Origin of the sequence: Microcoleus vaginatus PCC 9802, assembly GCA_022701275.1 — a bacterium.
In the GTDB taxonomy this organism is placed as follows: Bacteria; Cyanobacteriota; Cyanobacteriia; order Cyanobacteriales; family Microcoleaceae; genus Microcoleus; species Microcoleus vaginatus_A.
In genome coordinates this window covers 6,449,155-6,469,366 of record CP031740.1, presented here as the reverse complement: position 1 = coordinate 6,469,366, position 20,212 = coordinate 6,449,155, and the positions used below count along the sequence as shown (strand labels likewise).

Sequence of the window (20,212 nt, the reverse complement as noted above, 5' to 3'; positions counted from 1 at the left end):
GATTGTACTGCGAAATTTTAGAGCAATCTGATTTGAAAATTTAGCTAATATTAACTAAACCCAGCTAACCACAGCGGAAGCATCAACAGCAACCCGACAGAAGTGAGGGCGATGCTGCTAGCTAACAAATCGCGATCGAGCTCGTAGACTTCTGCTAAAATCAGCACGGAAAGAGCTGTGGGCGTTCCCGACATCAACACCAACACGAACCTCGGATCGCCGCTCAATCCGAAATAACTAGCACCCAATCCGATCAGCACCGGCACAATTACCACTTTTAACAGCGACGGGATTAACGCCAGTTCAAAACTTTCCCATTTCTTAATAGACCTCAGCCGGATGCCCACCAGCAGCAAAGCACTGGCAATTACCACCAAAACAGCAGTCTGCAATCCCGATTCCACTGTCTCGGGCAGGGGAATGTTTCTAGTATAAAAACCAATTAAAAAAGCCCACAAGGCAGGAACTGTCAGCACGTCCCGGATCGGAGTCCACCAGTGATTTTTTTGCTCGGAGTTCCCGAAATAGCTAGCAATAAATACACCGAAACAATAAGTTCCAATAACATTGTTAGTGACGCTGTACAAGACAGCCCAGTTGCTGTTATCGGTGCTGATGATAGACGGGGTGATTGCTAATCCAACAAACCCCGTATTCCCTAACATCGCAGCTAGGAGAAAACTGCCTTGGCTCGATCGCTTCAGGGAATTAAAATTTAATAAAAATAAATTTACTAGAGAATTTTTGCCCTGAAAATAGGGCTTTTTGATGTGGGCCGCACTCAGCCTACGCAATAATACCCAAGTCAGCCAAGCAAAACTCGTACTCAGAAATAACACGAATAGGGCGATCGCCGGCGTAAATCCCACAGCACCCGAAAAATTGCTTTGACGGGCCAAAACTAGAATTTGCAGCGGTATCCCAATCCAGAAAAGAAAGTGGCTCAGCACCTTGGGAAAATTCACTGGGATGTACTGAAACAACAGCAGTCCCAAGCCAGTCCAGATAACTAGAGGGGTATAAGCGTGAAATAAGGTTTCAAGCATAAAAATTTAACTTGACAATTGGAAATGCCTTTATGTATTAATAGTAATGCTAAAGTCCGTTTAATAAATGCGAATTGTCGTTAGCGGAGCCCTCGAAGAGGATCGCACCTGCACGCTTTTTCGTCCTAGCGTGTTCGCAGCACAGCAGGCCCGAAAATTTCCCCCCAAATTCCCGCACCTTGCAGGGCACAATCTTCAGACTGGCAGCCCCAAATGCTTGCAGCTTTTTGCCTTCAGATTCACAAAACCTCTGTTAATTTGACCAATGTGCGATCGAGCTATCTTGCCTTTTCCAAACAGATGTCCCCCGTTTTCCGACCGTTTCGAGCGAACGGAAACAGGGGGAGACTAAAGCTGCTGATGACTTGCACTCATTAATTCAATTTCAAAGCATTAACAGGCACCTCATCCCAAGAACTAACAGTCCGCAAGGTAGCCACCCAGCCCTGCTGTTTTTGCTCCGCCGTCAAATTCTGCTCAAAAGATTTGTGGCAATCCTTCGCTTGAGTCTCATCGCAACAAGCAATGCAAGAATAAAGAATGCCCGACGGATCGATTTGCTCGTTTACCCAAATAATCACGATCGACTCTCTCAATCAAAATTTACTGTTACTTAAATTTTCCTATATTTTTGCCAATTAAGTAGGGCGGTATTAATTAACCGGAGTGCGGCATTTTAGCTTAACAGGCAAGATGCCTGTTCTACACACAGGCAAGATACCTGTTCCACACACAGGCAAGATGCCTGTTCCACAACAGATGAATTTTTTGTGGGGTGGGCTTCTAGCCCGCCCTGAATTACGCAAGATGCCTGTTCCACACACAGGCAAGATGCCTGTTTCACAACAGATGAATTTTTTGTGGGGAATAGGGGCTGGGCACGCGAACCCGCCTGAATTACTTCGATGCCAAAGTTGCCAAAGACTCGCCCGCAACCCGGCAAATCCGCCAGTCGGGCATCACATCAGCACCGATACCCTTGTAAAATCCGATCGCCAATTCATTCCAATCCAAAACGCTCCATTCCAAACGCCCGCAGCCCCTTTCAACCGTCAACTGCGCTAAATAAACTATCAAAGACTTGCCAATTCCCCGCCCTCGAAACTCAGGGATCACAAACAAATCTTCCAAATAAATTCCTGGCTGAGTCAAAAAAGTAGAATAATTGTAAAAAAACAGCGCCCAGCCCACAATTTGACCTTCGCACTCGGCTAAAATCGCTTCAGCAAAAGGTCGGTCGCCAAACAAATGATGCTCCAAATCAACGGCATTGCCAGTAACGGCATGAGATAATTTTTCGTACTCAGCTAAAGCTTTAATCAAATCAAACAGTACCGGCACGTCGGCGCGGGTAGCTGGACGCAAAATTACCTCAGAAGACATAAATAAGTAAGTAGTACGCGACAATCAAGAATTAAAAATACCACATCAAGACATTTTTAATTTGTAATTTTTAATTAAGTTTTTCCCCATTGAATAAGCATATATAGCAATCCTTGCAGGAGTCGTAAATTTTTTACGCCACCCCGACCCTCCCGAACCAGCGGGGAGGGAGTAATAAATTCACAAATGATGCGAAGATTGCTATATACGGCGGGGTCGGAGTGTCCCCACAATAATTTTAAGATTTTTCAAAATGCCAACTCAATGTTTTTTAGTTTATTTCAACCAGCCCTTCAATCGTTCCGTCACTTGAGGGCGGCGCAGCTTTCGCATTGCCTTATTTTGAATTTGACGAACTCGTTCGCGGGACAAATTGAACAAACTGCTCACCTCTTCTAAAGTGTAAGGTTCGCCGGTCAGCAAACCGTAACGCATAGCAACAATCTCTTTTTCCCGCTCAGTCAAAATACTGTCCAACACCTCCAAAATATCTTGGCGCATCATCATCTCATTCATCTGAGCTTCGGGAGATTGCGTCGCGTTATCTTCGAGAACATCCAAAAGTTCCGAACTTTCTTCTGAGCCGATGCGGTGGTTGAGAGACAAAGATTGCCGACGTACTTGCTGGAGGTAGCGAAGCTGTTCGCAAGTAACTTGCATTTCTCTAGCAAGTTCAGTTTCAGTTGGATTGCGTTGAAGAGAACGCCTCAAATCTCGATAAACTTTTTTGAGTTTATTTAACTGTTCGACAATGTGAACAGGCAAGCGAATCGTCCGCCCTTGATTAGCAATTGTCCGGGTAATTCCCTGGCGAATCCACCAATAGGCATAAGTAGAAAACTTGTAACCCTTCTCCGGATCAAACTTTTCGGCGGCCCGGTTCAAACCCAAAGCTCCTTCCTGAATTAAATCGAGAAAAGGCACGCCCCGATTCAGATAGCGTTTGGCAATCGAAACCACCAAGCGCAAATTCGAGCTGATCATTTTCCGTTTCGCCGACTGACACTGGTGGCGAAGCTGTTGCAGTTGAGTTTCGCTTATCCCCAAAGCCGCTGCGAGTTCAGCTTTTGTCGGCACCCTGTCCAATTCCTGCTGCAAACGCTGTTCTACTTCATCCAGGGCTACCAATTCTTGAACGCGGCGCGCCAACTCCACCTCTTCGGTGGCAGTCAGTAGAGGATAGCGAGCCATTTCCTTGAACAAAGCTCCCACGGGATCGTCGGCAGACCAGTTGTTGTATGCTGACGAGGGAGTTACCGTGGGACGATCGATCTCGGTGTCCTCATCCTCTGCGATTGCGAATGAGGCTTCGGGTGCCACCGCAAAACTGCCTAGGTCAGATTCTGCCATATGGTGCTTGGTGTCGGTGGGAGGATTTGAAAAGTATCCCTTAACTTTAACGAATTTAACCGGAAATTTCCGAAATCCATCTAGAAGCCGGTGAGTGACTTTAGTGGCTGATATCTGTTCGCCCCTTTTTTAGACCTTTTATTGAGTTCGAGCCAGTAAAGGAGCTGCTTGCAATAATTGCTGAGTGTAAGGGTGCTGCGGATTAGTAAAAATATCCCTAGTCTTACCGATTTCAACAATTTTTCCAGCATTCATTACCGCAATGCGATCGCAAAAAAATCTCGCCACCCACAAATCGTGCGTAATAAACAGATAAGTCAAATTAAATTCCTGCTTCAACTCCAACATCAGCTCTAAAACTTGAGTCTGCACGCTGGCATCCAGCATACTCACAGGTTCGTCGCAAATTATCAGTTTCGGGCGAGTAATCAAAGCGCGGGCGATCGAAACTCGCTGCTGTTGTCCTCCCGACAATTCCCCCGGATAGCGGCGGAAGAAATCCTCCCCGGGAGTTAAACCCACCCGCTCTAACATTTGGATTACTTGTTTTTTAGCTTCGCTGCCATTAGCTAATTTGTGAATAAACAAGGGGTCAGCAATACTTTGCCCCACAGTCATCATCGGATTCAGGCAAGCGTGGGGGTCTTGAAAGATCATTTGCATTTCGCGACGGTGCTTCCTCACAGCATCGCGGTTCAGAGCAGTTATATCTATTCCTTGAAATTCAACTTTGCCGCCAGTCGCGGTAATTAGCTGCAAAATCGTGCGTGACAAGGTACTTTTACCGCAGCCGGACTCCCCCACCAGCCCTAGGGTTTCTCCCTGTTGTAGCTCTAAACTAACGCCGTCTACTGCTTTAATTACCTGGCGATTCCTGGAAAACAACTGATCTAATAAATTGCTTTCTAAACTGTAGTGTTGCTGCAAATTCGTTACGGTCAAAAGAGGCGAATTTGTTAAGTTTGCAGTAACGACTTCAGTCCTGATTTCCTCGAATGCTAACCCTTTGTCAGAATCGGCTTGAATGTGCAAAGCTGCTTTGAGCAGCGATCGAGTATATTCGTGCTGCGGCTTTTCAAAAACGTTTTGCACCGGCCCTGTTTCTACGACTTTACCGCCGTACATCACCGCAATGCGATCGCAATACTCAGCCACCATCGCCAAATCGTGAGAAATCAACAAAATAGCCGTTCCCCGTTCCTCACAAAGTCTGGTTAATTCCTGCAAAATCTGGGCAGCTACAGTTACGTCCAAACTTGTAGTCGGTTCGTCCGCCACAATTAATTTGGGATCGAGCAAAAGAGCCAAAGCAATTGCTACTCTTTGCCGCATTCCGCCGCTAAATTCGTGGGGAAATTGCGACCAGCGAGACGCGGGAATTTTCACCGCTTCCAGAGTTTCAATCGCCCGTTTCTTAGCTTGCTTGCGATCCAAATTCGGTCTGTGAGCTTGCAAAGTCTCGATGCAATGTTCTCCTACAGTCATCAAAGGATCGAGACGAGTCATCGGATCTTGAAAAATCAATGCTACAGCTTCGCCCCGAAACCGTCTCAGCCGCGAAGCATTCATATCAAACACCGACTCTCCAGCAAAACTAACTCGCCCCTCAATCAGCGTTGAATCCGGCAGCAACCGCATCGCCGCCCTTCCCAAAGTTGACTTACCGCAGCCAGACTCCCCGACTAATCCGAGCTTTTCCCCCGGTTTCAGCGTCAGGGAAACCCCGTCAACGGCCCAACCGGATTGGCCCCGCCGCTGAGGATAAGCTACTCGCAGATTGTCAACTGAAAATAGAGAAGAGTCATTAGTCATTAGTCATTAGTCCTTAGTCTGGTGTCTGTTGTCTGTTAACTGTTAACTGTTAACTGTTAACTGTTGTCTGTTGTTATTTATTATTTATCCATATAGCGGCGGTTAGTTGTTAGTTATTAGTATGGTTCAGGACTTATTAGTTATTGGCAAGAGACCGATATGCTGTTTGTAAATACCAATAGAAATTGCTACAAACAAAGATTTTATCACTACATCATTAACCGACCAACCGCTTACTAACACCAGTCAACCGTTAACAGTCAACAGTCAACAGTCAACAGTCAACTGTCAACAGCCAACTGACTAAATTTCCTTTCGCTTTAACTCAGCTCTCCGCAGTATGTAAGTAGCCGCACAATCTGCGTGAGGATGGTCTGCTAAAACTTCCGCGAGTTCCAACACATATCCGGCGATATCCGGCCCCAGCTTCTCAGTAAGCACTTGACGTTCCCGAGAGGCGAGTTCTTGCACGCGGGCCTTAGCTTGCCAATTCGGAGAAAACATCTTGTCAATCTCGGTGTGGAATCCCAGACTTTCGAGAATGTCCCACTCGCCGTTATCGCACCAAATGCCCCCGCACAACATACAGCGCTCTATGTAAAAGGGCACTCTGCTGAAAGGAACTTTCGCCCGTGACAGATAGTGACCGTCTTCGGGACACAGCGCTGCTTTGCTGTCGTAGACAGACGGGGTGAATTCTATGCCGAGAGTCCCTGTCGCATCTGGGTTCTCGGATTTGTTGTACCACTGACTCTGCTCTTTCTGCCAAGCTTCGTATTCTCTGCCTGGAATCCAGATACCGTAACAGGTGGGACACCACTGCACCGACATACGGCCGGCTAAGGTACCGCCTTCTAAGTTGGGATGTTTACATTTTGGACATTCCACCGCTTTATTTCTCCTTGCCTTCTTAATTCCCTGTTAATTCAATTATTAATTCTGTATCTTGGCGGGCCCTGAAGAACCAGAATTTTTTTGTAGCAGTGCTCCACAGTAGCCAATTAGCGTGTTGAGCCGCGCGATCGCCGCAGTTTGCCTCGCCTTTGCTGTCGCTGGCTGGCGCGACGCTTGCAAAAACGTGACATCTGTCCCCAACAACCGCAGTTGCTTGTGAATTTCCGTCAAATAGGACTGCTCTGGGGGTGTTTCGGAGCCCTCTAACTCATCGCTTTCGGCTCTCATAATTTGGTTTCCGAAAAATTGTTGCACTTTTCTGTATTCGATCGCCAGGGCGGCCCCATCCAGATTATCCTGTGCAGCAGTTCTTTGTAGTTGTTCTAGTGCTTGCTGTAATTCTTGGTAGCACTGGCGGCGGTCTTCGGACAATATCATGATTTTGTAAACAAATTTGTATTTATAATCAAAGTAGATACTTACTTAAGTTTGCTCATATGGAGGGAAGCCGTGCGTTTTTGGAGCAATTCCCTGTTTTGTGAGAACTTTTTTTGATTTTCTGCCCTGACTCTAACCTTCTGGCTGCTGCTGTTAGTTTAGCGTTGCCGGTAAATGCCGATCCCCCGCAACCTCAACCGCTACCGCCAAAATATGCTTATTTTACCCGATTTTCCCCGATCGACAGACTGCGGCGGCGGCAGTGGTGTCACTATATTTTCCTACCTCCGAGGGGGGGCGACTCGGGATTACATAGGTATAGTTAACAAAAAAATCGACTATTTTTTTGAATTGCAAATTGTGGCATTCAATTAGTTTAGTATAGCTAAACACATAATTTCGGCAATTCAACCGGAAACCGGCTTTTAACCATTTGTATTTCTAAGTTTTAAAGGTGTACCCCATGAACGCGAACACTCTGACTCCCTCTCATTCGATCGATCCTGCTGTAGTTCCCGATTGGCTGCAAGAATGCCTGAATACTCGATCGCAGCCTGATGGGGGCCCTAACCCGAATTGCTCCTCGACGGACGACAGCTTAATTTGTCGGGCCTTTGAATTTGCCCGCGACTTGCACGAAGGACAATACCGCAAATCAGGAGAACCTTACATTTGCCATCCGGTAGCGGTCGCTGGAATACTCCGGTATATGGGCGGCAACAACGTCATGATTGCCGCCGGCTTCCTCCACGACATTGTTGAAGATACAGATATTACTCTAGAAGAAATAGAACAGCGGTTCGGCGCGGAAGTGCGACAGTTGGTTGAAGGTGTCACCAAGCTTTCTAAGTTTAATTTTTCCAGCAAAACAGAGCGCCTTGCTGAAAATTTCCGCCGAATGTTCCTAGCAATGGCTAAAGATATTCGCGTCATTGTCGTCAAACTGGCAGACCGGCTGCACAACATGAGGACTTTGGAGCATTTGTCCGAAGAAAAGCAGCGCAGTATTGCCCTAGAAACCCGAGATATTTTTGCTCCCCTGGCGAACCGTTTGGGTATCGGGCGCTTTAAGTGGGAATTGGAAGATTTAGCGTTTAAATACTTGGAACCGGAAGCTTACCGCGAAATTCAGGAATTGGTGGCCGAGAAGCGGGCCGATCGAGAAACTCAACTCGCAGAAGTCACAGATTGTTTGCGAGAAAGGCTTGACAATTTAGGCATTAAATGCTACGAAGTTAGCGGCCGTCCCAAACATTTGTACGGGATTTATGGGAAGATGCAGCGCCGCCAAAAAGGGTTTAACCAAGTGTACGATATTGCTGCGGTGCGGATCATAGTAGAAAGCAATGATGACTGTTATCGGGCTTTGGCGATCGTCCACGATTCTTTCCGCCCGATTCCCGGCCGCTTTAAAGATTATATCGGTTTACCAAAAGCCAACCGCTATCAATCTTTACACACCGGAGTAATCGGAACCAGCGGCCGCCCCATCGAAGTGCAAATTCGCACCGTAGCAATGCACCACATTGCAGAATACGGCATTGCCGCCCACTGGAAATACAAAGAAACTGGCGGTTCTAACACAACAGTCACCGGCGACGACGAAAAATTTACTTGGCTGCGACAACTTCTAGAATGGCAAAGCGACCTGAAAGACGATCGCGAATATTTACAAAGCATTAAGGACAACTTATTCGACGAAGATATTTACGTTTTTACTCCTAACGGAGACGTAATTGCTCTCAATAGTGGATCAACTCCCGTAGATTTTGCTTACCGCATTCACACAGAAATTGGCAATCGCTGCACCGGTGCCAGAGTCAACGGGCGAATGGTAACACTAGATAAGGTTTTAAAGAACGGCGATATTGTAGAAATCTTGACCCAAAAAAATGGTCATCCGAGTTCCGACTGGCTGAATTTTGTCAAAACAAACGGAGCAAAAAACCGAATTCGCCAGTGGTTGAAGCGATCGCACCGAGATGAAAATCTTGCTCGCGGGCGGGAATTGCTGGAAAAAGAATTAGGTAAAAACGGCTTAGAATCTTTGCTGAAATCTGAACCCATGCAGTCTGTGGCTCAGCGCTGCAACTACCACAGCGTCGAAGATTTAATCGCCGGTTTGGGCTATGGCGAAGTGACTCTAAATCTCGTAGTAAATCGACTGCGAGATTTAGTAAAAGTGCAGCAAAAAATTGAAGCTGCTCCCGCAGGAGGACAGGAATTGCCCCAGCTAATACCTGCATCGACGGCACCGAAACCAGTACCGAGTTCGTCTCCGAGCAAATCGCCGATCGCAGGTGTAGAGGGATTGCTCTACCATTTATCCGGCTGTTGCTGTCCGATTCCTGGGGAATCAATTATTGGAGTTGTGACTCGCACTCGCGGAATTTCGATTCACCGGCAAGGATGTTCAAATGTTGAGAGCGTGCCTGGGGATCGGTTGGTTCCTGTGAGTTGGAATTCCAGCAACCGCAATGAATCTCGACCCAACACTTATCCGGTTAACATTCAAATTGAAGCCCTCGATCGAGTGGGAGTTCTCAATGATGTTTTATCGCATTTGAAGGACAACCAAGTAAACGTCCGCAGCGCTCAAGTCAAAACATATCCCGGATTGCCTGCATTAATTGACTTGTGCATGGATATCCAGGATAAACAACAGTTCGAGCGCACTTGTATGCAAATTAAAAAGATGAGCGATATTTTGAATTTGCGGAGGCTGAGTGAAGGGACTTAAGAAGATAGCCTAACTGTATTGTAGGGTGCGCCCCGCGCACCTTATCCTCTGTTCCTAATTCTTTAATCTAAAATCTAAAATGGTCTAAGTCGCAATGAAATTTCCACTGTTTTCACCGGTAGCATTGCGCGAAAACATCCCCAAATACAATTTTAAAAAAGGTGCTACAGGCACTATTGTTGAGAAGTACCGATGCCGGAAAATCAATAAGACAGCTATAGCTTAGAGGGTTTCAATGTCGAAGCAATTAAAGTTGAAGTTGCCCAGTCCCAAATTGATCCCATAAAAGCTTCTGTTTTGCAGCTTGGCAAATTAAGTTGACGTGGGAATATACTAAAATTCAAACCCTTTATTTCGCCGGAGCGACGGGCTTTGACACGCCCAACTTTTGCTGCAAAAACTCCCGCGCCACTTGTCCGGCTTCCTGCTGTTGTTTATCAACTTGGTAGTTTAGTTTCCGCATATCTTCCTCGGAGATTTTGCCACCCAGTTCTCCGATCACTTGACGCAATTCCGGGTATTTTTCCAAAACTTGCGATCGCACAACCGGAACTGCTTCGTAGGGCGGGAAATAGTTCTTGTCATCTTTGAGAACTACTAAACCTAAACTTTGAATCAAACCGTCCGTCGTATTACCCGCAATCACATCTACTTCTTTTTGTTGCAGTGCTTGATAAAGCAATCCTAACAGCAACTCCTTCGGTTCTTCTCGAAACTTAATCCCGTAAGTTTTAGCTAATCCGGGAAATCCATCTTCTCTCTCGTTAAATTCTGGGCCGAAACCAGCCCGGAGGTTAGGTGCAGCTTTCCCAAGTTGTGAGAGAGTTTGTAAATTGAGTTTTTTGGCATCCTCTCCCCGCACAATAATCGCAAAACTGTTATTGAATCCCAGCGGTTCCGTCCATTCTGCTTTAAACTGTTTGGGATATTCTTGCTTGAGGTAATCGAGGACTTTTTTGGGATCAGAAATCGGTTTCTGTTTGAGCAGGTTGGCGTAAGCAGTGCCCGTGTATTCGACGTACAAGTCGATTTTACCTGTTGTTAGGGATTGATGGCAAAGCGAGCCTCCGAGATTCAGTTCTCGTTCTACTTTGATATCTGTTTTAGCTTCGATATGGCGTGCTAAAATTTCTGCGAGGATGACTTGTTCGGTAAAGTCTTTCGAGCAGATGACAACTTGCTTTTGGGGCTTAGAGGTACATCCTGCTACTGCAAGCAAGCAAAGCAGCCAGCAGGAATAGAAAAAAAAATCGTTCTTAGAGATTTTCATGACTTAACTCACATTAAAAATCTACACTTAATACCTTATAAGTTATAGCATAAAGCCAAGATTCCCAAGTTATTCAATAAGTCGGGAATCTAACACCGATCGCACTTTACCCAACTTCCGTTTTCCTGTTGTAACATTTATTGATAGACATGGAGGAATAAATATGGTAATCAGAGTCAGCGATATTATCCAGCAGCAGCGACAATTTTTTGCGACTGGGAAAACTAAGGATGTGGATTTTCGGATCGAACAACTCAAAAATCTCAAAAGTGCGATCGCTTCCAATGAATCACGGATTGTGGATGCTGTCAACGCTGATTTGAACAAGCCGGAGTACGAGGCTTATTTTGAAATTGCTACGATCGCAGACATTAATTATGCCATCAAAAACGTTAAATCCTGGGCAAAGCCGAAAAAAGTGCCTGCTTCGATCGATCAATTCCCAGCATCGGCCCGCATTTACCCAGAACCTTTGGGCGTTGTTTTAATCATCGGGCCTTGGAATTACCCATTTCAGCTAATGATATCACCTTTGGTCGGGGCGATCGCCGCCGGCAACTGCGCCATCCTCAAACCTTCTGAAATCGCCTCGCACACGTCGGAAGTTGTCGCCGACTTGATTACCAAAACCTTCGATCCCGCCTACGTAGCCGCCCTCGAAGGAGGAGTCGAAATCAGTCAACAATTATTAGCCGAAAAATTCGACCACATCTTCTTTACAGGAGGCACAAAAATCGGTAAAATAGTCATGGAAGCCGCGGCCAAACACCTGACACCTGTCACATTAGAATTGGGCGGCAAAAGTCCTTGCATTGTAGACTCAGATATTCAAATTGAATACACTGCTAAACGCATTGCGTGGGGCAAATTCATCAATGCCGGTCAAACTTGTGTGGCTCCCGATTACCTGTTAGTTGATAAAAAAGTTAAACCTGATTTGATGCAGGCAATTAAAACAGCAATTCACGGATTTTACGGCGACGATCCGCAGAAAAGTCCCGACTATTCCCGAATTATCAATCAGCATCATTTAGGACGTTTGGCAGAGTTTATTAAAGACGGGGAAGTTGTCGTCGGCGGGAAAGTTAAGCCGGAAGATAGATATATTGCACCGACGGTTATAGATAATGTTTCCTGGGATTCGCCTGTGATGCAAGATGAGATTTTTGGGCCGATTTTGCCAGTTTTGGAGTATGATGATTTCGGGGAGGCGATCGCCCAAATCAACGCTCGTCCCAAACCTTTAGCTTTGTATTTGTTCTCGAAGGATAAAGAAAAACAAGAGCGAGTCTTGCGGGAAACTTCCTCTGGGGGAGTTTCGATAAATGATACTGTAATGCAATACGCGGTGACAACTTTACCTTTTGGGGGAGTTGGCGACAGCGGGATTGGGAGTTATCACGGCAAAGCGACTTTTGATACTTTTTCTCATTACAAAAGCGTGCTGCAAAAGTCATTTTTAGTTGACTTAAAATGGCGGTACGCTCCCTATCTAGGTAAGTTGGATTTGATTAAGAAAGTTATCGGTTGATCGATCGCACTTGCAGGGGCGGGTTCACCAACGTTGACAATATAAGCGAGATAGCCAAATCAACGCGCCCCTTCCTGACATTATCGGTTAAGCGATTCCACGGTGAACGATTATTTCCATAAACTTTAAATGATTGCTCATCTGTTTTTTGAGCCATTTCCATCACAATCTCTACGTCACTCCTAAAGGACAGTTGCCCCGTCCCAAATAATCCACATTAGAAATGTCTATAATATCTTTTAGCATCCGATCGCTAACACGCAATTTATGGAACCTTTAGCAAAAGAACCCTGTGCCGCCTGCCGCCCAAACTCTCCCCGCCTCACAGCTTACGAAATTGTCCAGCTAAAACCTCAAATTCCCGACTGGAATTTAATCGAAAAAAATGGCATTCCCCAAATAGAACGCACCTACGAATTCCCGGATTTCAAAAGTGCGATCGCCTTTACAAACAGCGTCGGCGAAGCAGCAGAAACCGAAGGACATCACCCCGCACTGTTAACCGAGTGGGGAAAAGTTACCGTTACTTGGTGGACTCACGCGATTTCTGGACTGCACCGCAATGACTTTATTATGGCGGCGAAAACAGATGCGATCGCCAATCAATTCCCAAAATAAAATCCGACTTATAGCCCGATCCTAGTCTAAGAACTCACAGCTCCGGGTACCAGCGGTGAATGCCGTTGATTCGCATTCAACAACTCCAGATTCAGTCGGTAGCCGACATTCCGTACAGTTTGAATCAGGCTCGGCTGTCGCGGGTCGATTTCGATTTTTTTACGCAGAGAGAGTACGTGAGTGTCGATCGTCCGGGGGTTATCAATAGCATCGGGCCACGCCCTCCGCAGCAAATCCGAGCGCGACAGCGGCACTCCTCCAGCTTGAGCTAGCACGTACAGCAGGCTAAATTCCTGGGGAGTCAGCTCAATATGTTCCTCGTACAACCTGACTCGGCGCTGCACCAAATCAATTTTCAGCAGCCCGCACTCCAGCGTCGCCGGCGGTACCATCGTGCGGTTGCGGCGCATCAGAGCTTCCACCCTGGCCATAAATTCTTGCATCCCAAAGGGTTTAGTCAGGTAATCGTCTGCCCCCGCCTTCAAACCTTCAACAATATCCGATTCCGAATTCCGCGCCGACAGCATCAAAATCAGTGACTGCTGCTGCTGTTGCAGCCAGTGGCAAAATTCCAAACCGTCCCCATCCGGCAATTGGGCATCCAGAATGACTAGAGTTGGCTGACGGCTGAAAAATATTTCCCTAGCGTGACTGATATCCGCTGACTGGTGCACCCAGTGACCGACTTGCTGTAGATGCCACCCCAAGAGCGATCGCAGGTGCGGATTCCCTTCAACAATTGAAATACTTGCAGATTCCACAGAGGCGAGCTTCCCATATCACTAATTGCTACAAGGTTAACAGAGCTTTTGTCAAGCTTTTGTAACCATCGCTACTCAAGCATGAGCTGCGTTTAAAGCAGCGGACATACCTAGGGTAGGACTTTTAAATATTGGGTCAATTTGGTAGGGTCAGCCTGCAGAAAGGTTAAATCCTTCTGGCGGTAAGCTTACAATGAAAATAAGACAGTGTAAAGATGATCGACCCCATGCCCCAACCGCCTGCCAAAAGCGAACCCCCCGACCCAGCCCCCACTGCCAGGAGGTTGACAAATCGCGCAAGTGAAACTAGAATTCCTCCAACCGTTAGCTCGGTAGCCGGAACACTAACCCACTTTGACCGCCAAATTCAGCAACATCCCGACTCCATTAAACGCACAGCGAATTATCTAGGTGCGCGCCAAAAGTCGAGCAACTGCATTGCAACGAGTGAAATTTTTTATGGAGGGTAGCCTGTTGAGCAGGGTAAAAACTTTTATTTAGAAATAGCCTCAAGCGGAGCCACTCAGCATCAATCGAGGCCATTCCTAAATCCCGCCGTCATTATACAAACCACAAAGGATTTCAACCTCACACCATGCTACAAGACACCCAAACAATCCGGCACTACCAAAAACTCACCGACGCCCTCGTCGAAATGTGGAATAGAGGTTATCGCTTCGATGACCTGCGGCTTTACTTAGACGGGTATTTAGCAGCCCTGCGGCATTCCAACGGTCTGGAACCCTATCTGATTCACAGACTAGAGGAAGAAGCAGCGCGTTACATTCACGACCCCTCCAATTTTGCAATGCCACAGACCCAAACTGAAGCCGACTACTATTAAATAGCAAATTCGGTTGGATAAACCCTTGATGATTTGGGAATTGGGAATTGGGAATTGGGAATTGGGAATTGGGAATTGTAACGGGTTCCCTGGCTCTGCCTGGGAACCGATGTCCAGAGGCTCGGCCTCGCTTTGGGAGCCTAAAAATTCGATGCCGAGCCGGCCGCATTGCGTTCCCAGGCAGAGCCTGGTATAGCAATCCTAAATGAGTCGTAAATTTTTTACCCCACCCCAACCCTCCCCGAACCCGCGGGGAGGGAGTAAGAAATTCACAAATGATTTAGTATTGCTATAACGAATAATTAAGTAAATCAACCTAATTCCACGTAAAGCGCGATTGCTGTTATTTCCCCGACTTCTTTAAGAAGTCGGGGATATGTTTTTTCTGTCTAATTTAAGAAGCCAAAGCCACTTCTACAACTTCTTGCAATTCGCCCTTTTGATACATCTCGATCATAATATCCGAGCCACCAATAAACTCGCCGTTGATATAAACTTGGGGAATTGTCGGCCATTGGGAATACTCTTTAACGCCTTGACGAATTTCCTGGTCTGCCAAAACATCAACTGTTTCGTAAGGCACTCCCAAAGTATTGAGAATTTGCACCACAGTATTAGAAAAACCACACTGGGGCATTAACTTATTGCCCTTCATAAACACCATGATTTTGTTTTGCTTAACCAACTCGTCAATTCTTTGATGTGCTGTTGTACTCATGGTAGGCCCTAATATTGTTTGAAAATTTTTAAACGTTGACTGACGCAGAAACCGCGTTTTTTACGAAAATCTTTCGTTACAGCTATAGATTCCAGTTAAAAAACCGGATTTTTTGGGTTTTTGTGCGTAAGTGGAGCAGTTGTATTTCAAGCAACTCTTGACACCTGCACAAACTTGTGACCGGCACTTGCAACTCAACAATTAAGCAACTTGATTCTTAGCTTCCCATTCTGCAGGAGTTAAGGTTTCCAAGCCCAAAGCGTGGATGGCTTCACTAGCCATTGCCTGTTTGAGAGCGCCGTAGACCAGTTGGTGCTGCTGTACTCGGCTTTTTCCTTCAAAGGCTGCAGAGACGACTCTGGCCTGATAGTGGTCGCCGCCGCCGGTCAAATCGTCAACTTGTATTTTAGCGTCGGGCAACCCTGCCTTAATCATTTCTGCTACTTGAGACGGTGTAACCATTGGTTTCTCTGATAAACGGCTGTAATTTAGATTTTAGTGGAACTATTTTGTCGATGATCTCGGTTGACTGCTGGCAGGCCGGGGAAAGGGCGAATCCACAAAACCCAATTCCAGTAACTGCTGGTAAGCTTTCTTGCCCAAGTCGCGAGTTGGCTGCTGCGATCGAATAATCTGAATCAGCAGGGGCACAGCCAGTTCCGGTTTATTTTGCGCCCGGTGTACCAACGCCAGTCGGTAGGTAGCTTCGTCGCGCATTTGGGCTGTTTCTACAGCTTTGGTGCGGTGGCTTTCTGCCAAGCGGATGTCAATTCCGGCAAAACTGCTCCCCAGTTGTTGGTAGAAGTTGGACAGTTGATTGAAAATTTGGCGGGACTCTTGGAGTTTTTGACTGGCGAGTGTGTAATTCTGATTGGAAATAGCACTGCTGGCTTCTGTCATCAAACGCTGGCCTCCTGGGACGCTCAGCAGACTGCTGTCTTGCGTCAGAGGGCGAAGATTGTTGGGGTCTGTGGGGTCGTCGGCGGGTTCGACTTGCGGTTGATTCTCTGGCCCAGAAGGTTGTTGTGCTTGGACTGGGAGCGGTTGCAACAGGGTAAAAGCTGCGATCGCCCCGATCGTAATCCGGGCAGTGGAGCGAAGCCAGCAAACAGTTCCAGAGTATACCATGAAATTACTTTGCGCCTGTGCGCCTTAAAAAAATATTTAGCTTGAGCCGATCTTACCATTGGCGATCGCAACCGGCTAAGTGTAAACCAAATTTGTTGAAATGTCAAAGGGTGCGATCGGGCAAAAGGCTTTTTAGGAAAAATTCAAGTAGAGACTTGACAGGAGGTTCTCATTAAGAGAACATAGAGGTGTCGTGTAAAAAACGGTACTGGAATGAGACTAATTTCCAAGAAAAATCTGGAGAGTGCGATCGAATCCTACTCCGACGATGCCAAGGCTGCGATCGCAGTCTGGCGCAAGGCCATCAAAGACAACGATTGGGAATCACTAGAAGAGATTCGACAGGGATATTCCAAATCGGTCGATCAAGTCTGTGGATATACTATATTTAATATTAAAGGTAATCAGTATAGATTAATCGTAAAAATCAACTATACCGCCAAAATTATATATTTTAAAAAATTTATAACCCATACCGAATATGACAATATCAAGTGGAATGATGAAGATGAAGTCAAACATAAAATAGGTTAAGTCCCACTAAAATTATCGGGGAAACATTACAGATTCCCTGATGTATTCAATCACTCGAAAACATTTACTCCCAACGTCAAAATCATGATAGCGAGAAACAAACACCCACCTTCTACTTGAGAACCATGTCTAAGTAAGCAAGCAAAGGAATGAGAAATGAACATCACAATTGAAAAAACAGCTTACGGTCAACTGCTGGCTAAATCTCAGCCTAAGCCAATCCTGAACGAAGAAGATAATGATCTTGCCCTCGCAGAAGTCGATTTTCTGATGTCTAAGGAAGAATTAACAGTAGAAGAAGAAACTTTACTGAGTCTCTGGGGGCTGTTGATCGAAGAATACGAATCAAAGTATTACCCAGATCCGGAAGTGACTCCCCGGGATGTTCTATTGCATTTCATGGAAGTGCGCGAACTCAAACAAGCCGATTTAGTGGGCGTGATTGGTTCCAAAGGAGTAGTCTCTGAGGTGGTTAATGGGAAACGGGCGATTAGCAAGGCGCAAGCTAAGGCCCTGGGAGAATTTTTTAATGTTAATCCTAGCGTGTTTATTTGAGCGTGTTTATCTGAAAAACTCGCTGATATCGAAAAAGACTCGGCGGTTGAAACCGCTAGCAACGCGATAGCACAAACTAAGTCCGACGCGGACTGATGGAAAAACTACCGCTGTTAGTTACAGTTTCAAACCCCTCATGGTAAAAACATCCCTGACGCCTTATAAATATGTTTGATAAATAGACATCAAAGTCAAACAGGAACATTTCTGATGGTACAACCCAGCAAACCGACCTCCGACACTCTCCAAAATTATCAAGGTATCGGAGTTCCAGAAGAAAGTCTGGCAGTGATTTTGCAGCGCGGCGGCGACGAATTGCTGCTGTCAAAAGCGGACGATCGCTTTACAGTCCGCCCCTCATCAACAGCCTCAGCCTCAAACGATTGGGCTGCCACAACTGGGGCAAAACTCAACCGTCGCGTCGGCCTCTTCAATCTCGAAGAATATCTCGTTGCGCCCTCTAGCCTAGAAGCAGCAATGCAAGCAGCCCGCGCCAGTGATGCCGTAGCTTTTGCCAGCCACGTCTATTGCCCCGCCAACAATCCGAGTACATTCTTTTATTTAACCGAGCAAATTACCATTCAATTTGGCGAACAAGTAGACGAACAATCGCGAAATGCGATCGCCAATGCAGCAGCTTTAAAAATAGTCCGGCCAGTAGAAGGAATTCCCAACACCTTCGTCTGCGAAGTCACAAAACAAGCAACAGAAAACCCGGTCAAAATTGCCAACCGCCTGACAAGATATCCAGAAGTTCTCGTAGCGGAACCCAACATTTTAGTAGAGACGCAGCAGCATTACACGCCCCGCGATCCGCTTTATCCCAAACAGTGGTATCTCAATAACAAAGGCGGCAACCAACTTGTCGGCGGTGCTCAAATTTATGCCGAACCAGCTTGGGACATGACTCGTGGAGTTCGATCGATCGTAATTGCAATCGCCGACGATTCAGTTGACATCACCCACCCAGATTTTCAAGGCCAAGGCAAAATTGTCTCACCCATCGATTTCAAAGACGGCGACACCTCCCCGATGCCAGTCGCCGACTCAGACAACCACGGCACAAGTTGTGCCGGCGTCGCCATTGCTGAAGAAAACGGCAAAGGCATTGTCGGCGTCGCCCCCGGATGCGCCCTGATGCCCATCCGTGCCAGTGGTTTTCTCGATGACAATTCTGTCGAAAAAATATTTAATTGGGCGATCGAAAAAGGTGCCGCCGTCATTTCTTGCAGTTGGGGGCCTGCTGCAGTTTACTATCCCCTTTCCCTGCGGCAGAGTGCCGTTATCACCAAAGCAGCAACCCAAGGGCGGGGCGGCAGAGGCTGCGTTATTCTGTTCGCTGCGGGGAATGCCAACCGCCCAGTCAACGGTACTGTTAACGAGAAAGGCTGGCCCAACAACGTCGTGGAGGGTCAAACTAGATGGCTAAACGGATTTGCCGTTCACCCCGACGTAATTGCCGTCAGCGCTTCCACTTCCCTCAACAAAAAAGCAGCCTACAGCAATTGGGGCAGCAGCATCTCGGTTTGCGCCCCCAGCAACAACGCGCCACCGGGAACTTGGTTGCCCGAAACTGGATTTATCGCCACGCCGCCGGAGGTGACGCAGTATTTGCCGGGTTTGGGGGTGTTTACTGCCGATCGAGTGGGCGATCGGGGCTACGACTGGGGGGACTATACTGATACTTTTGGCGGTACTTCCAGCGCCACTCCAGTAGTCGCTGGGGTTGCAGGGTTGATACTTTCGGCTAACCCCCGTTTGACGGCGCGGGAAGTGCGGGGAATTCTCGAACAAACTGCTGAGAAAATTGTCGATCCCGATCCCGATCCCCAGTTGGGCAATCGCATGGGAAATTACGATCCTAACAACGGCCGCAGCGATTGGTTTGGTTACGGGAAAGTGAATGCTTTGAAAGCTGTGCAAGCTGCGGTGAGAAAGGGCGGCGGCAATCCGAATATCGGGGGTGCGGTGTTCAGCGATATTTCTGGACATTGGGCACAGAAGTTTATTGAAGCTTTGGCTGCGGCGAATATAATTAGCGGTTTTCCTGACGGTTCTTTTAGGCCTGATGACAGTTTAAATCGTGCTCAATATGCGGCGCTGTTGGTGAGTGCGTTTAGTCCGATTCCGAGGGTGCCGGCTACAAATTTTATTGATGTTTCTGCTACTTTTTGGGCGAGAAGTGCGATCGAACGGGCAAATCGGGGGGGGTTTTTGGCGGGTTTTCCGGGGTTGAAGTTCGGCCCGAATCAGAATTTGACTAAGAGTGAGGCGATCGTGTCTTTGGTTAACGGTTTGGAACTCAAGGGCGGCAATCCTGATTCTTTGAAAGTTTACAACGATCGTTCTCAAATTCCTAATTTTGCTTTAAGTGCGATGGCCACCGCAACTAGCTTGAAGATTGTGGTTAATTATCCTTCCCGCGATTGGCTTTCGCCGCAGCGGGATATTACCCGCGCTGAGATTTCGGCTTTGATTTACCAGACTTTGGTGGCGATTAATCGGGCAAAGGCGATCGATTCTCCTTACATTGTCTAATGGCAATTGGTTCGTAGTGAGGACTGAAGTTCGCAGAATTTTATGAGGACTA

At 46.9% G+C, this 20,212-nt stretch carries 22 protein-coding genes and 1 pseudogene; 10 read left to right on the top strand and 13 right to left on the bottom strand.

The features are described from left to right. Window positions 1–50 precede the first annotated feature (50 nt). The 8 genes from D0A34_26670 to D0A34_26635 form a co-directional block, all read right to left on the bottom strand. Window positions 51–1,046 carry an AEC family transporter gene (locus D0A34_26670; GenBank protein ID UNU21951.1) on the bottom strand — a complete coding sequence of 332 codons (996 nt, stop codon included), beginning with the start codon at window positions 1,044–1,046 and terminating at the stop codon, window positions 51–53. Between the two features lie 374 nt (window positions 1,047–1,420). After that, complete coding sequence (locus D0A34_26665; GenBank protein ID UNU21950.1) at window positions 1,421–1,627, bottom strand: glycogen debranching protein; 207 nt, start codon at window positions 1,625–1,627, stop codon at window positions 1,421–1,423. Window positions 1,628–1,699: 72 nt separating this feature from the next. Then, window positions 1,700–1,915: a hypothetical protein gene (locus D0A34_26660; protein ID UNU22480.1), complete on the bottom strand. Its 216-nt coding sequence runs from the start codon at window positions 1,913–1,915 to the stop codon at window positions 1,700–1,702. Window positions 1,916–1,943: 28 nt separating this feature from the next. Continuing rightward, entirely contained in the window at window positions 1,944–2,429 is a 486-nt protein-coding gene (locus D0A34_26655; protein UNU21949.1) for a GNAT family N-acetyltransferase, read from the bottom strand. Between the two features lie 276 nt (window positions 2,430–2,705). After that, complete coding sequence (locus D0A34_26650; GenBank protein UNU21948.1) at window positions 2,706–3,779, bottom strand: RNA polymerase sigma factor, RpoD/SigA family; 1,074 nt, start codon at window positions 3,777–3,779, stop codon at window positions 2,706–2,708. 138 nt (window positions 3,780–3,917) lie between these two features. Further along, window positions 3,918–5,591 carry an ABC transporter ATP-binding protein gene (locus D0A34_26645; protein UNU21947.1) on the bottom strand — a complete coding sequence of 558 codons (1,674 nt, stop codon included), beginning with the start codon at window positions 5,589–5,591 and terminating at the stop codon, window positions 3,918–3,920. A 303-nt stretch (window positions 5,592–5,894) separates the two neighbouring features. Further along, window positions 5,895–6,479 (bottom strand): hypothetical protein, encoded by a 585-nt coding sequence (locus D0A34_26640; protein UNU21946.1) that lies wholly within the window; start codon window positions 6,477–6,479, stop codon window positions 5,895–5,897. A 45-nt stretch (window positions 6,480–6,524) separates the two neighbouring features. Continuing rightward, complete coding sequence (locus D0A34_26635) at window positions 6,525–6,920, bottom strand: hypothetical protein (protein UNU22479.1); 396 nt, start codon at window positions 6,918–6,920, stop codon at window positions 6,525–6,527. Window positions 6,921–7,097: 177 nt separating this feature from the next. Between D0A34_26635 and D0A34_26630 the strand changes: the two genes are divergently transcribed. The 3 genes and pseudogenes from D0A34_26630 to D0A34_26620 all read left to right on the top strand — a co-directional run bounded on the left by D0A34_26630 (window position 7,098) and on the right by D0A34_26620 (window position 9,984). Continuing rightward, window positions 7,098–7,298 carry a hypothetical protein gene (locus tag D0A34_26630; GenBank protein ID UNU21945.1) on the top strand — a complete coding sequence of 67 codons (201 nt, stop codon included), beginning with the start codon at window positions 7,098–7,100 and terminating at the stop codon, window positions 7,296–7,298. An 88-nt stretch (window positions 7,299–7,386) separates the two neighbouring features. Then, window positions 7,387–9,663: a bifunctional (p)ppGpp synthetase/guanosine-3',5'-bis(diphosphate) 3'-pyrophosphohydrolase gene (locus D0A34_26625; protein UNU21944.1), complete on the top strand. Its 2,277-nt coding sequence runs from the start codon at window positions 7,387–7,389 to the stop codon at window positions 9,661–9,663. 94 nt (window positions 9,664–9,757) lie between these two features. Beyond that, a pseudogene (locus D0A34_26620) lies at window positions 9,758–9,984 on the top strand (DUF4926 domain-containing protein). Between the two features lie 28 nt (window positions 9,985–10,012). On the opposite strand, the gene D0A34_26615 reads toward D0A34_26620, so the two are convergent. Beyond that, the gene (locus D0A34_26615) at window positions 10,013–10,933 is read right to left on the bottom strand and encodes an ABC transporter substrate-binding protein (protein UNU21943.1); all 921 of its coding nucleotides are present in this window, start codon (window positions 10,931–10,933) and stop codon (window positions 10,013–10,015) included. Between the two features lie 157 nt (window positions 10,934–11,090). Here D0A34_26615 and D0A34_26610 point away from each other — a divergent pair, with 157 nt between their 5' ends. Both D0A34_26610 and D0A34_26605 read left to right on the top strand, forming a co-directional pair. Further along, on the top strand, window positions 11,091–12,464 hold the full coding sequence (locus D0A34_26610) for an aldehyde dehydrogenase (GenBank protein UNU21942.1): 1,374 nt from the start codon (window positions 11,091–11,093) through the stop codon (window positions 12,462–12,464). A gap of 267 nt (window positions 12,465–12,731) precedes the next feature. Further along, window positions 12,732–13,082: a 4a-hydroxytetrahydrobiopterin dehydratase gene (locus tag D0A34_26605; GenBank protein UNU21941.1), complete on the top strand. Its 351-nt coding sequence runs from the start codon at window positions 12,732–12,734 to the stop codon at window positions 13,080–13,082. A gap of 26 nt (window positions 13,083–13,108) precedes the next feature. Here the strand turns inward: D0A34_26605 and D0A34_26600 are convergent, their stop codons facing one another. Next, window positions 13,109–13,843: a DNA-binding response regulator gene (locus D0A34_26600; protein UNU21940.1), complete on the bottom strand. Its 735-nt coding sequence runs from the start codon at window positions 13,841–13,843 to the stop codon at window positions 13,109–13,111. 227 nt (window positions 13,844–14,070) lie between these two features. Here D0A34_26600 and D0A34_26595 point away from each other — a divergent pair, with 227 nt between their 5' ends. Beyond that, a complete protein-coding gene (locus D0A34_26595) occupies window positions 14,071–14,313 on the top strand; it encodes a hypothetical protein (GenBank protein UNU22478.1) in 243 nt (80 codons plus the stop codon). A gap of 125 nt (window positions 14,314–14,438) precedes the next feature. Next, entirely contained in the window at window positions 14,439–14,687 is a 249-nt protein-coding gene (locus tag D0A34_26590) for a hypothetical protein (protein UNU21939.1), read from the top strand. A 394-nt stretch (window positions 14,688–15,081) separates the two neighbouring features. Here the strand turns inward: D0A34_26590 and grxD are convergent, their stop codons facing one another. The 3 genes from grxD to D0A34_26575 form a co-directional block, all read right to left on the bottom strand. Next, complete coding sequence (grxD, locus tag D0A34_26585; protein UNU21938.1) at window positions 15,082–15,405, bottom strand: Grx4 family monothiol glutaredoxin; 324 nt, start codon at window positions 15,403–15,405, stop codon at window positions 15,082–15,084. Window positions 15,406–15,606: 201 nt separating this feature from the next. Beyond that, a complete protein-coding gene (locus D0A34_26580; protein UNU21937.1) occupies window positions 15,607–15,867 on the bottom strand; it encodes a BolA family transcriptional regulator in 261 nt (86 codons plus the stop codon). Between the two features lie 42 nt (window positions 15,868–15,909). Next, the gene (locus tag D0A34_26575) at window positions 15,910–16,533 is read right to left on the bottom strand and encodes a hypothetical protein (GenBank protein ID UNU21936.1); all 624 of its coding nucleotides are present in this window, start codon (window positions 16,531–16,533) and stop codon (window positions 15,910–15,912) included. A 213-nt stretch (window positions 16,534–16,746) separates the two neighbouring features. Here D0A34_26575 and D0A34_26570 point away from each other — a divergent pair, with 213 nt between their 5' ends. The 3 genes from D0A34_26570 to D0A34_26560 all read left to right on the top strand — a co-directional run bounded on the left by D0A34_26570 (window position 16,747) and on the right by D0A34_26560 (window position 20,160). Next, window positions 16,747–17,067, top strand: coding sequence for a type II toxin-antitoxin system HigB family toxin (locus tag D0A34_26570; GenBank protein ID UNU21935.1), 321 nt, complete (start codon window positions 16,747–16,749; stop codon window positions 17,065–17,067). Between the two features lie 156 nt (window positions 17,068–17,223). Beyond that, a complete protein-coding gene (locus D0A34_26565; GenBank protein ID UNU21934.1) occupies window positions 17,224–17,622 on the top strand; it encodes a transcriptional regulator in 399 nt (132 codons plus the stop codon). A gap of 210 nt (window positions 17,623–17,832) precedes the next feature. Then, complete coding sequence (locus D0A34_26560) at window positions 17,833–20,160, top strand: peptidase S8 (GenBank protein UNU21933.1); 2,328 nt, start codon at window positions 17,833–17,835, stop codon at window positions 20,158–20,160. Window positions 20,161–20,212: the final 52 nt, after the last annotated feature.

Bases quoted from the DNA above. Each gene is read 5' to 3' on its own strand.
- D0A34_26670 (UNU21951.1), bottom strand. From the start codon at position 1,046: ATGCTTGAAACCTTATTTCACGCTTATACCCCTCTAGTTATCTGGACT.
- D0A34_26655 (UNU21949.1), bottom strand. From the start codon at position 2,429: ATGTCTTCTGAGGTAATTTTGCGTCCAGCTACCCGCGCCGACGTGCCG.
- D0A34_26650 (UNU21948.1), bottom strand. From the start codon at position 3,779: ATGGCAGAATCTGACCTAGGCAGTTTTGCGGTGGCACCCGAAGCCTCA.
- D0A34_26645 (UNU21947.1), bottom strand. From the start codon at position 5,591: ATGACTAATGACTCTTCTCTATTTTCAGTTGACAATCTGCGAGTAGCT.
- D0A34_26630 (UNU21945.1), top strand. From the start codon at position 7,098: ATGCCGATCCCCCGCAACCTCAACCGCTACCGCCAAAATATGCTTATT.
- D0A34_26625 (UNU21944.1), top strand. From the start codon at position 7,387: ATGAACGCGAACACTCTGACTCCCTCTCATTCGATCGATCCTGCTGTA.
- D0A34_26615 (UNU21943.1), bottom strand. From the start codon at position 10,933: ATGAAAATCTCTAAGAACGATTTTTTTTTCTATTCCTGCTGGCTGCTT.
- D0A34_26605 (UNU21941.1), top strand. From the start codon at position 12,732: ATGGAACCTTTAGCAAAAGAACCCTGTGCCGCCTGCCGCCCAAACTCT.
- D0A34_26595 (UNU22478.1), top strand. From the start codon at position 14,071: ATGCCCCAACCGCCTGCCAAAAGCGAACCCCCCGACCCAGCCCCCACT.
- D0A34_26590 (UNU21939.1), top strand. From the start codon at position 14,439: ATGCTACAAGACACCCAAACAATCCGGCACTACCAAAAACTCACCGAC.
- grxD (UNU21938.1), bottom strand. From the start codon at position 15,405: ATGAGTACAACAGCACATCAAAGAATTGACGAGTTGGTTAAGCAAAAC.
- D0A34_26580 (UNU21937.1), bottom strand. From the start codon at position 15,867: ATGGTTACACCGTCTCAAGTAGCAGAAATGATTAAGGCAGGGTTGCCC.
- D0A34_26575 (UNU21936.1), bottom strand. From the start codon at position 16,533: ATGGTATACTCTGGAACTGTTTGCTGGCTTCGCTCCACTGCCCGGATT.
- D0A34_26570 (UNU21935.1), top strand. From the start codon at position 16,747: ATGAGACTAATTTCCAAGAAAAATCTGGAGAGTGCGATCGAATCCTAC.
- D0A34_26565 (UNU21934.1), top strand. From the start codon at position 17,224: ATGAACATCACAATTGAAAAAACAGCTTACGGTCAACTGCTGGCTAAA.
- D0A34_26560 (UNU21933.1), top strand. From the start codon at position 17,833: ATGGTACAACCCAGCAAACCGACCTCCGACACTCTCCAAAATTATCAA.